The following is a 10755-nucleotide window of genomic DNA, read 5'->3' on the forward strand; positions in this document are numbered from 1 at the left end:
TGCAAAGGAACTTATTCACTTTAGTTTTGCGTGATTACATTGTAGAAAATCTTACCCATACTTGTGTTGCTTAGTACACATGAATGAAATTTTTTGTCAATGCGTAAGTCCTAAAAACTATAATAATCCCTGAGAAGTATATTTCATAGTCAGCCTGAAGAAAGACCAATCATGTAGAGATATGTAAACACAAAACCAGTGTTTGTTGTAAATATTTATGTATTTCTCAACATTTTAAGTATTCTTGAATCTTTGAAAATAAGGAATTCAGATGATAAATATTAATATCAAGAAGGTAGAAATTCAGGCTATTTCCACAATTATAGCTTTGGGTTCCATAATACAAATTCAATCAGCACAAGCCGCTATATTAACGGTTAACAATGTTAATGACTCTGGCATAGGTTCGTTGCGCGATATTATAAATATTGCTAATAATGATGACGTGATAGAGTTCTTGTTAGGAAGTAATGCAAGTACAATTACTCTGACAAGTGGGGAACTGGAAATCAACAAAAATCTTACTATCAATGGGGCGAGTGCTAATCTACTGACCATCAAGAGTAATAATGAATTTCCCGTTTTTAATATTAGCAATAGTGCGGATGTCAAACTTTCCGGACTAACTATCTCAAGCAGTATAAATCTTATTGGTGGTAGTCAGGTAAAGCTTGCAGATAGCATTGTTAGAGGTGATTATGTGAAGATTAATCTTCAGGATAATAGTAACTTGACCTTGATCAATAGCATAATTAACGCTGGCTCTGTGGAAATAACTGCTCAAGATACTAGCACTATAACGGTTTCCAACAGCACTAACAGTGGTAATACTGGAGAAGTCACAGGTGGGAACAACAATTCAGGAGGTAACATAACTATTACTCCTGGCGGTAACATAATTATCATTTCCGGCCCTATCCAATTGAAACCAATACCTGAAGCTAACATGATTGTTGGTAGTATAATTGCTAGTGGTCTGGCTTGGCTGATGAAGAGAAAAAAAGCCCTATTCTATGGAGTTAAGAAGAAGCAAGAGCATTTTTAAATTGGTAGCTTTTTCACCAGGACTTAAGCAGGCTCTACTGCACTGAGCGCAACGCCACTTAGAGGCTGCTTTTAATGCTGTGGCTAGTTGTTTCCAATTGTCTGGATATACAGCAGGAGGAAATCATGGAAATTGTGACTAGTTGGGGAGAGAAAGCTGCCCAAAAAAGGAATGTTTGTATCCGAAATTGCACAAATTACAGGTCTAGCATTAGAACCAGTTATTCAATTACAGACACAGATACAACAAGAAAATTAAGCAAACTAACCCAACCAAAAGCCTCAAGGGGTCGCCCATCATACCAGATATTGATGAAACTGGAATCTCTACTAAAACTCAATCGTACTATTCGCGTTATTGGTTTTGATGATGCTCCTTTTATTCGCGGTACTGGTAGCAATGTTTCTATAGCTGGGGTGGTGTGTGCAGGAACTCGATTTGAAGGCATGGTGTGGGGTGAAGTACAACCTGATGGTTTTAATGCCACAGAAGTCATCTGCAAGTTGTTGATTGGAAGGAAGTTTTTACCACAACTACATATCTTGCTTTTAGATGGAATTGGGTTTGGCGGGTTTAACCTCGTGAATCTTCCAGAATTAGCCGACCGCCTGCAATTACCCTGCGTCACCCTGATGCGCCGCCAACCTAATTTAGCTGCTGTTGAACAAGCTATGAGTAATTTGCCAGATTTCTTCCAACGTCAGCAACTTTTGCAGCTTGCTGGTACGATTTATGATTATTCACCCTTTTTCTTCCAAGTTTCTGGTGAAGAACCTGCCATAGTAGCCGAAGTACTTCAACGCTTAACTGACTGCGGTAAAGTCCCAGAAGCTCTGCGTTTAGCACATTTAATTACCTCTGCTGTCATGACTGGCGAAAGTAGCAGCTCGGCTTAAGTGCTTCTGGGAGATTGGTTGCGACGATGCTCCGTCCGACCAGCGGTCATCGCAGTTATTGGTATTGGTATATATTAGTGGTCGATTTTGGGAGCGATTTAGAATTATTAAAAAGAAACTCCTTTACAAAAATGCAGGTTCAACTTCCCACCACTTTTGAGTAAAAGGTTGCCGACGTACATTAGTACCACAATGAATTTCTCCTCTTCCAAGAAAATATGGCTCCCAATCATCAATAAAATGGCAAATTAAACCTAAAGGCTCTAAGACTTCCTTAACATAAGCTTCAAATTGGCATTGATTATCAATTTTAGGGCCAGAAGGTTTAGGAATACCAAGATGCTGCTTTAGAACTATCATGTTGACCATGTTAGGAGAAAAAGTTTCTGCTCGTTCATCTTTATCTTTTTCAAACAAAGCAGGTAGTTCAATAATATCTTCTTCACCTAAATCTAATTCTTGTTTTAAAACTTCTCGATTCCAATCAATGTATTCTTGAAAGCGATGATTATCCTCTGTTAATTTTTCATCATCAAGGACATCTGATACACTAATATCAGCAGGGCCTCTAGAAAATCGTTTTCCCTGACGTAATAATACACAACCATGACCTTGCTGTTGTAAACTTTTGAGAATGTTATAAAATTGGTTGGTACTAGCTAAAAGTAGTTTAAATCCTTTAGGAGTAGGAGCAGGAACAAAAGTCATAAACTCATCAATATGTCCCACACTCAGCCAATCAGAAAAGATTTCAAAAGGTGCTTGAATTTTTTGAGCGTAGAGAAAATCTCGTAACACCTTTAACATTCGACGTGGTTGGAAAATAATTTCTTTGCGAGTTCCTCCAAAAATCAGACGGCCAAATGGATAATGAACGCCTTTAACAGTTACTGGCGGTGAAACTTCTAAATTTCCAAAAGAGTCTAATTTTGTAGCTTCATAGCGACTTTTGCGGGTTACATAACCAAAATCAATGCCTAACAGTTTGGTTTTGGGAAAGTCAACTAATCCGCGATCGCGGGGAGAATCAAACACCACGTACATCAAATGTCCTGGAGCTTGAGCATAACCAATCTCAATCTCGTCCTGCATCCAACGGTCATCTTGATGTAATTCAAAAGGAATAATATCTAACTGTGCGTTAGCTTTACCAACAACTTTTCTTAGTTCTTCAATAAATTCCTTGTTAACTCCATTTGAAAGCCGAGAAACAAAGACTTCGATTGGAGATAAAGTATTAGGAGTCATAATCCAAGGTGCGACTTTGAAGATAACCCGGTCACTGTAAAGATATTTCTCATCTTTTACTAGACTTAAAGTAATCTCAACTAAACCATCAAAGTCAACATCAGGGTAACTTAATCCCTCAATAGCCAAAAGAATATCTCTGTCGGTATCTCTAATTTTTGCGCTTGTTCTTCCAGGGCCAATTAATTCATAACCATCTCTATCTAATTCATCATATATACGAATCCTTTTGGCTATGTCTTTGTTAACTGACAAGTAAAAATCGTATCCAGAAGGTAAATCTCTCAAGCCAGCTTTACGAACAATAATCAAGCTAAAATCTTTTAGATCGAGTAGGCTTTTAATTAATCGTTCTTCGCCATCAGTTTCCTCATTTGAATAAACAATGTCACGGTCACTATTAACTAATAAGACTGCACCATGACCATTACTGCCCCACTGCCAATCAGCTTTATGGGGATTATCTTCTTCAATAATTCCATCCCGATCTGCATCCACATCTAGACAAACTCGAACAACAGTTAAATTCAGTTGTATTTGACTTAGCTGATGACGATTCTCATCTTGAAAACTAACTTGTAAAAAACGGTCTTTGATTCGATCACTAAAGGTTCTTGACAAAAGATTAATTTCTGGCAAGTGTTCGAGAACCAGAGGGATTTGCATAGAAAGGGTTTGCTCGGTACTAGTAAAAAGTTCAATTTCTCCACTAGTATTTAAAATTACAAATTTGCTTTGTGGAGGAGCTAGTTTTTGCAAAGAAATTTGTGCGGGTTGACCAACAACTAGAACATCCTCATACTTCCAATTTCTTTCTTTGGGATCTGAACTACGTTTATCAAATATTTCAACTTCTAATAACTTTCTCATAACCATAATGTCTCTTTAAGTTAATTTATTCTTCTCATCTGAATTATCCTATATCTATTATCAATAAATCTTACTCTTTTAAGTAATAATCTTTTTTAATACTTAAATGTACTTTTGTATTCCTCACTGAAGTGATAATTTAATCCATTTGATGGAAATCTTTGCAGGCAAAGCGGTTTATAACTTCCGAAATTTTCAATTTGGTGTAAGTTCAACGCAGACTAAATAGGTGCTAACATTCAGAACAATGCTTAAACCTGCCCAAACTAACCCATGCCCGACTCACAAGACCCTAAGCAAGTCATTAATAACGACTTACGCAATGCCCAGTTTGGCGGCGGGTTGATTAATGCTGACACGGTGAATGCTGGGAGAATAGGTGGAGATATTCTGAATTTTTTCTTTGGGCAGCAGACAACACTAGTAGGCAACCCTGCTCGACCGAAAAATGAAAGAATACTACTGGCCGCAGCCAAGGAAGAACTGACCGCAAGGTTGAGGCAATCTCTACACAATGCCGTACTGATTAACTTAGGGAAGGAGCTGCAACCCCAGCAGGTAAAACGTCCTTGGGATGCAGAAATCAAAATTGGTTTAAAATGGATTTTTCTTATGGCGCTGCAACGAAATAATCATCCTCATCATTAGTTGAGTCAATACTTTGAACGAAATTATACTCAAGCTATCTCTACTCAAATTCAGGTGGCCAAAGTTCTGCGATCTCTAATTCCCAACCTGGAAGTAACTCTGGTAGAGTCAGTTTGTCATTATCTTTCAAAACAACTGGTTCAAGGTTACGGCGGTAAACTGTCACCAAAAGTTTGTCAGGGTCAATAAGGATACCAACTGTAGAACCAAGTTCAAGAAATAGCTTGATTTTTTCTTGTAATGGTTTGATGCGGTCACTTTTAGATTTGACCTCAACAGTGAGATCAGGTACTAACTCCACAAAGTCACGCTGAGTTTTTTTTAGTCGTTCAGCGCGAACAAAAGACACATCAGGAGCGCGTAAGTTTCTTTTTTCAGGGTTGCCTGTGTTGTCATCATTTTCCAGACTAGCCAAGATAAAGCCAGCACTAGAACCAGTCACTCTGCCTAACTTGCGAGGCATAACCCACATATTGAGGAAAGTTAACAGGCGAGAACCAATTTCATCTGACTCGTAATCGGATGGCCCCATAACGATGATGTTTCCCTCAACTAACTCCATCCGTAAATCGGGATTTTGTGACTGCAATTGTTCTAAGTCTTTGATGGTCAGAGACATAAGCCATAACTCGCTTCATGGGCGATTTCTTTTTATCATAAGCGATGCGCTACTCATTCCCCCACCGGATACCGCCGCATCATCTCGCTCAAACCCACAGCCTCACCATCCGGCGTATATACGACCTCACCCGACATCGCAATCACGATCCTCTGCTTCCTCGCCCACTCAAACCAATCTTTCACAGCAGATTTAACCTGTTGCGTCTCCGGCTTCCGTCCCTCCCTACAAGCCGCAACAAACACAGCTTCCGGTGACTTAATCCCCTTCCAAGTTCGCACTGCCTCCTTCAAATACGCGATCGCACCCGGCACATTCGCCCAGTAACGCTTGACTGTACGCTGAATCTCTCCGTTTAACCGGAACTGAGGCGTACAAGGTATTTCCCGTAGCTGTTGCAATACCTCCTGAACCTCCTGTTGACTGGGCTGTACTGACTTTTCTTGTGGCTCAGGCAGCGATCTCGATCATGATGCAAAAGCACCAAATTTTTCTCTAGTAGTTTGTGTATAAATTGTTTGACCCCAAGTGTGGCAATAAAAACATAGGAATAATTAAGTAATATGTGCTTTTAATCAAAAATATACTTTAGTTATCAAGTAAGCAAAATCTGATTTAGGCTCTTAGTAAAGCATCTTTGCTGAATTTATTTTTTTAAGTATACCAATTTCTTATTCATAGATTTAAAAGCTTCATACTATTTACCAGTAAGTTAACTGTTGCTTTTTAGCCAACTAAATAAAGAAAATAATTATATGTCCTTGCCTATTGCAAATTCTAATTAACTGATGGAAGACTTAATCAAAAAAATTATATCTAAGCATCCAAAATCGACTGCTGTAGGTATTTTTGTTTTTCTATTTTTTATTTGTTCTACAACAATCATAAATACACCTCAATCGTCGAACAAATATCATCCAGAAATTAAATCAGCAGAGATAGATTCAGATACTGACTCATCTTCCACTGATTTAACTTATCCTGAAAAGGCTGAGGAAGACTCAAAATACCAAGATGAACCTAAATCAGATTCATCACATTCACTAAATGAAACGATTCCTGCATTAGTTAAGAAAACTGGATCAGACTTTTCTTATGAAACCCCAGGTAATGTACAGCTAAATGATAAAGAAATACTTGTTACTTATGTACGTACTGAGAAGTGTAATGAAGAACTGCCTGAAGATATATGGCAACAAGAATGGGAAGCCAAGTTCGATTTAACCTCCAATACGTGGACTGATAAAGTAAGAGAAATAAGTAGTTGCTTGGGTAAATCAAAGCAAGACTGGATAAACTTTAATACTCATCCGAGCAGATTCAGTATTGAAACTGAAGGTAGTCAAATAATCATTAGGGCTGATGCTCAAGATTATGATAATTCACTTATTATGAAAGACACATTAGTTATAAAGTATGCTAATCCAAAACTTGTAACTGCTAATGAACAGATAACTCATCAATCTTCTACTGATAATCGATTTGTTCAAGCTGGTGATGGTTATGCAAATTTACGGAGCTACCCAAGCACAGAAGTTGAAGTCCTAGCAAAAATCCCAAATGGTACTTCAGTAACTATCTTGAGTGAAGAAACAAATAGTGCTGGTCAGGTTTGGTACAAAGTTCAGGTTGATGATAAGATTGGTTGGCTTTATTCAGGATTAGTAAATTAACAGAAATAATAATTCTAAAGTTAAGCTTAACTCTAATTTGAACTACTGATATTTACAGAGAATAGTTTTCTTAATTATATGAGCTAACTTGTTCCTAAAGAAATACCACTTAGTTCTTGAAACAAGCTAGTCGCGTAAGAATCAGTCATGCCAGAAACATAGTCTGTAATTTTAAGGATTTTTGCGTAAATATCTTTCTCATCTTTTAGATGATATTCTTTAGGAAGCAGATGATAAATTAATTGCATTTTTTTGTCATTACTTAAAATAGAGTTAGCAAACTCAGTAAAGATTTTTCCTAAAACTTCGTATCCAGCAATCTGAATACTAACTACATCACGATGCTCAAAAACAGCATTACGTGTTTTCTTATTAATCTTTTCTAAGTGATTTCTATAATCGCTTAAAGATAATATATCCTCATCAAACTCTCCAGTAAGTATTTTTGACTCATTATCTAAGAAAATCTCTACTACTTGGTCGATAAGCTTACTGATAGCTTTCGCACGCATCCTTTTAACTTTTTCTTCATTACTATCATCTGTCTGTTGAATATCAATACAAGCAATAAAATTAAGTAAATCTTTAGTATCTTCAAATGATATATAACCCATGCGATGACCATCTTCTACATCAACAATTGAATAACAGATGTCATCTGCTGCCTCAACTAAAAAAGCAAGCGGATGCCGCGCCCACCATGCTGCTTGTTCATGACGACGAATTAGCCCTACCGTTTCGGCTACTTCAGTGAATAAATCTTTCTCTGCTTGAAAGAATCCATATTTTTTAATACTTCTACCCTTATAACCATTAAAAACAAATTCTGGTATTAAAGATTCTCTAGGATATTTTGTAAATGCTGCTAAAGTTGGGCAAGTAAGCTGCATTCCTCCTCTTTGAGGTGGCATTTCTAATTTTGTTAAAATACGGAATCCTTGTGCATTACCTTCAAATAAATTAAAATCTTGTTTCTGAGCTTCATCAAAAAAATTTTCTTCTGTTTGTTTAAAACTGCCATACCAAGATTGAAATGCTGTACGAATAGCATCTTCTCCTGAATGCCCAAAAGGAGGATTACCTATATCATGAGCCAAGCAAGCCGCCGACACAATTTCACCAAAATCTGAAGCATTAAAACCATATTTATCAAGTTTGTGTCTTGTGACAATCTCATTTCCTACAATCCGACCAAGAGAGCGACCCACGCAGGAAACCTCTAGACTATGGATAAGGCGAGTACGAATATAGTCATTTTTAGATAATGAGAAAACTTGCGTCTTATCTTTAAGGCGGCGAAAAGGCGAAGAGAACACCAAACGGTCATAATCTCTTAAGAAAGAAGTGCGTCCATGCTGAATATCCTCTGGTTCACTCTTACCTAGTCTTTGAGGTGTCAGTAGTTTTTTCCAGTCCATCATAATTGCTTAGTTTTGAAGTAGTAGACAATGCCATTTTTGCTAAAAGCAATAAGCGATGCCACATTCTAACTCTACTTAGCTAAAAGTAAAAAAATATCCTTGCAGTAAAATGTCCTAAGCGATAACTACCTTTAATTACACACGGGCTGGACAAGCAATAGTAGGACAGTGAAAGTTAACAAATACATTCTACAGGTAGAGTTACTAGACTGATTGAGCAGGAAGTTAAGGGAAGACCAAGAATTAAGGGATTTATTAGGTTTTGGTATCGAACCGAGCAAATCTTTTATCACTAGCAGCCATTACATGGCTGAAAGTTATACTACGAGAGAGCCATAAAAAATCAATTATTTGTTTTCTGATTCTTCATGCTGACCGCGCTGAATAAGCGTAAAACTAGGAACTTCTGTATCATTCCACTCCCGTATTCTATCACCACAAACCTGACAATCAAAGTAATCTGAATCTCTCGTTGGTAAACGAAAAGTGGTTACTCTATAGAGAGAATTACACTTTGGACAGGTTTCGTTCTGTTCGCTTCCATGAGTCCAAGTTTGCGCCATTTTTTTATTTTATACTGGTTATAAAGTTTACCATTGCATTATATAGGGATGTTTATCATTGCTGCCACAATAACAGCAATTACTAATGACAAGTTTGCAAGCCTGCGGTTATACACCAGACACTAGAGGCAGGCGGTAATACAGTAACAAGCTTTACTGTAATTGCTCAAGGCATCGTTTGCACTGTCGTCTGATTGTCTTACTCTCGCTCCCATTTAATCAACTGCCTATCCACAACCACATAACCCCACTGCGGACACTTCCGCACCAATCCCGTAATCACGATTTGCAAAGCTGGGTCATCGTTCCAACACTCCATGAGAAAATCTAAGCCGGGGTTTTCCTTTAATAACCCCGCCATTTTTAACTTTTCCATGCGCCAAGGTCTAGCCTTTGACCGAAGGGCGATCGCTTCACTCGACCATTTGTCAGGCTGTGTTTCCATCTCAAGAGCGGACGGCGCGGAACCAATACCCTCATAACTGGTTCCTGGCTCATTACCCAAATCCTGATTCTCACTCAGCAACGGAGCGGATTGACTTTGGCCTACTGGTTCCTCACTTTGCGTTACCGAATTTTCAAAACCAGAGGTAAGCGGCGCGGCGGAAATATAGTCTTCATGACTGGTTCCTGACTCAACACCCAAGTCTTGATTTTTATTTAACAACGAAGCGGGTTGACTTGGTACAGCATCTACGAGCGTCAGCGACGTGCAGTCCGTTACCGTAGGTAACTCTTCTCTTTCTTCCACGCCTTCCAAGGTCTGAGGCGACGCGCCCCTCAAAGGCGCGTCAGCCGTCTCATCACGGTGCGAATTTTCCTTTTGCGTGGAAGAATTACAACTCACGATCTCTTTTGAAGAGTTCGTGAGTTGTTTTTGAGGAGTTCGTGAGGGTTTCTGGAACCCTTGCTCTGACTGGGTTTTATCTGAAATAGACGCTTTGTCTTTACAACGCATTTCTTCAGAGCCAGCATCTATCTGTAAAATCTCAGCACTTGATTGTTGTTTTGTAGAATTTGGTTCTTCAGTTTCAGCACTTACTTTGTCCCAAAATTCTTTGATTCTGCTGCCATGCAAATTTCTCACCATCCAGCCTACAGTTTCACGCCCATCCTGTATTGACTTGTCAGGCTTGAAGATAAACAGCCCACTTTTGGAGAGAATTTTCTTTGCACAGATAAAACTGCTGTAGCCGAGGTTGGTTGATAAAGGCATCCACCGAGAACCATAGGGGTCAGAAGTCCAACACTCCTGCCACAATTGGTTAACTGACGGTTTCTGCTGGGAGGCCCATAGCATATCCTCAATGGGGATAATCACATGAAGCCGCTTGTACGGGGATTCATGTTTATCTTTAGTCTGTTTTCTGGTAGTGGGTCGTGTAATAGTTGGTGTCATTATATTTGCTCCTGTTTATGTAGACGCACGACGATTACCCCTGGCGCGATCGCAGGGTTTGTTGTTTTGTTGGTAGGTATGTTTCCGGGTCTAAAAATTACTGGCTATATTTACAGCAGCCGTAATTCGTCTTTAAAATAGCGGTCATTCTTCTTGGGTTTGTCTTGCCAATGCTCCCAAGCCACCCAAACCTCATCCCCCATGTCTTCGATAACTTCACCTCTGGCGTTATACAAAGCGCAGTAAATATCAGCGTGGGCAACAATCAGGGCAAACGCATCTAAATATAGTACAAGAATACTAAGCAAGGGATAAAGGCAGGCATATCTAACGGCAAGGTTCTGTCTAAGTAGGTGGTATAGAGGATAAGTAG

At 38.8% G+C, this 10755-nt stretch carries 10 protein-coding genes and 1 pseudogene; 4 read left to right on the forward strand and 7 right to left on the reverse strand.

All coding sequences use genetic code 11. The features are described 5' to 3' along the window. Positions 1 to 271 precede the first annotated feature (271 nt). Together H6G14_RS31660 and H6G14_RS31665 are read left to right on the forward strand one after the other, a co-directional pair. Positions 272 to 1045 carry a right-handed parallel beta-helix repeat-containing protein gene (locus H6G14_RS31660; RefSeq protein ID WP_190572769.1) on the forward strand — a complete coding sequence of 258 codons (774 nt, stop codon included), beginning with the start codon at positions 272 to 274 and terminating at the stop codon, positions 1043 to 1045. A gap of 311 nt (positions 1046 to 1356) precedes the next feature. After that, positions 1357 to 1941 carry an endonuclease dU gene (locus tag H6G14_RS31665; protein ID WP_190572771.1) on the forward strand — a complete coding sequence of 195 codons (585 nt, stop codon included), beginning with the start codon at positions 1357 to 1359 and terminating at the stop codon, positions 1939 to 1941. A 123-nt stretch (positions 1942 to 2064) separates the two neighbouring features. Here H6G14_RS31665 and H6G14_RS31670 read toward each other — a convergent pair whose 3' ends face one another. Then, complete coding sequence (locus H6G14_RS31670; protein WP_190572773.1) at positions 2065 to 4059, reverse strand: protein-arginine deiminase family protein; 1995 nt, start codon at positions 4057 to 4059, stop codon at positions 2065 to 2067. Positions 4060 to 4332: 273 nt separating this feature from the next. On the opposite strand from H6G14_RS31670, the gene H6G14_RS31675 reads away from it, so the two are divergent. Then, on the forward strand, positions 4333 to 4707 hold the full coding sequence (locus tag H6G14_RS31675) for a hypothetical protein (RefSeq protein ID WP_242054243.1): 375 nt from the start codon (positions 4333 to 4335) through the stop codon (positions 4705 to 4707). Between the two features lie 40 nt (positions 4708 to 4747). On the opposite strand, the gene H6G14_RS31680 is transcribed toward H6G14_RS31675, so the two are convergent. Both H6G14_RS31680 and H6G14_RS31685 read right to left on the reverse strand, forming a co-directional pair. Then, the gene (locus H6G14_RS31680) at positions 4748 to 5326 is read right to left on the reverse strand and encodes a Uma2 family endonuclease (protein WP_190572775.1); all 579 of its coding nucleotides are present in this window, start codon (positions 5324 to 5326) and stop codon (positions 4748 to 4750) included. A gap of 53 nt (positions 5327 to 5379) precedes the next feature. Then, positions 5380 to 5727, reverse strand: coding sequence for a hypothetical protein (locus H6G14_RS31685; RefSeq protein WP_190572785.1), 348 nt, complete (start codon positions 5725 to 5727; stop codon positions 5380 to 5382). Positions 5728 to 6114: 387 nt separating this feature from the next. On the opposite strand from H6G14_RS31685, the gene H6G14_RS31690 reads away from it, so the two are divergent. Further along, the gene (locus H6G14_RS31690) at positions 6115 to 6999 is read left to right on the forward strand and encodes an SH3 domain-containing protein (protein ID WP_190572777.1); all 885 of its coding nucleotides are present in this window, start codon (positions 6115 to 6117) and stop codon (positions 6997 to 6999) included. An 83-nt stretch (positions 7000 to 7082) separates the two neighbouring features. On the opposite strand, the gene H6G14_RS31695 is transcribed toward H6G14_RS31690, so the two are convergent. The 4 genes and pseudogenes from H6G14_RS31695 to H6G14_RS31710 all read right to left on the reverse strand — a co-directional run. Next, on the reverse strand, positions 7083 to 8420 hold the full coding sequence (locus H6G14_RS31695) for a deoxyguanosinetriphosphate triphosphohydrolase (protein ID WP_199326351.1): 1338 nt from the start codon (positions 8418 to 8420) through the stop codon (positions 7083 to 7085). A 347-nt stretch (positions 8421 to 8767) separates the two neighbouring features. Then, complete coding sequence (locus H6G14_RS31700; protein WP_190572780.1) at positions 8768 to 8983, reverse strand: hypothetical protein; 216 nt, start codon at positions 8981 to 8983, stop codon at positions 8768 to 8770. Positions 8984 to 9182: 199 nt separating this feature from the next. Continuing rightward, complete coding sequence (locus H6G14_RS31705; RefSeq protein ID WP_190572782.1) at positions 9183 to 10382, reverse strand: hypothetical protein; 1200 nt, start codon at positions 10380 to 10382, stop codon at positions 9183 to 9185. Between the two features lie 110 nt (positions 10383 to 10492). Next, positions 10493 to 10755, reverse strand: a pseudogene (locus H6G14_RS31710) (hypothetical protein); the annotation flags it as partial.

It is taken from the genome of Nostoc parmelioides FACHB-3921 (assembly GCF_014696625.1).
Classification (GTDB): Bacteria; Cyanobacteriota; Cyanobacteriia; order Cyanobacteriales; family Nostocaceae; genus Trichormus; species Trichormus parmelioides.

Coding starts and splice junctions, on each gene's coding strand:
- H6G14_RS31680 (WP_190572775.1), bottom strand. CDS start 5,326: ATGTCTCTGACCATCAAAGACTTAGAACAATTGCAGTCACAAAATCCC.
- H6G14_RS31670 (WP_190572773.1), bottom strand. CDS start 4,059: ATGAGAAAGTTATTAGAAGTTGAAATATTTGATAAACGTAGTTCAGAT.
- H6G14_RS31675 (WP_242054243.1), top strand. CDS start 4,333: ATGCCCGACTCACAAGACCCTAAGCAAGTCATTAATAACGACTTACGC.
- H6G14_RS31690 (WP_190572777.1), top strand. CDS start 6,115: ATGGAAGACTTAATCAAAAAAATTATATCTAAGCATCCAAAATCGACT.
- H6G14_RS31665 (WP_190572771.1), top strand. CDS start 1,357: ATGAAACTGGAATCTCTACTAAAACTCAATCGTACTATTCGCGTTATT.
- H6G14_RS31700 (WP_190572780.1), bottom strand. CDS start 8,983: ATGGCGCAAACTTGGACTCATGGAAGCGAACAGAACGAAACCTGTCCA.
- H6G14_RS31705 (WP_190572782.1), bottom strand. CDS start 10,382: ATGACACCAACTATTACACGACCCACTACCAGAAAACAGACTAAAGAT.
- H6G14_RS31660 (WP_190572769.1), top strand. CDS start 272: ATGATAAATATTAATATCAAGAAGGTAGAAATTCAGGCTATTTCCACA.
- H6G14_RS31695 (WP_199326351.1), bottom strand. CDS start 8,420: ATGATGGACTGGAAAAAACTACTGACACCTCAAAGACTAGGTAAGAGT.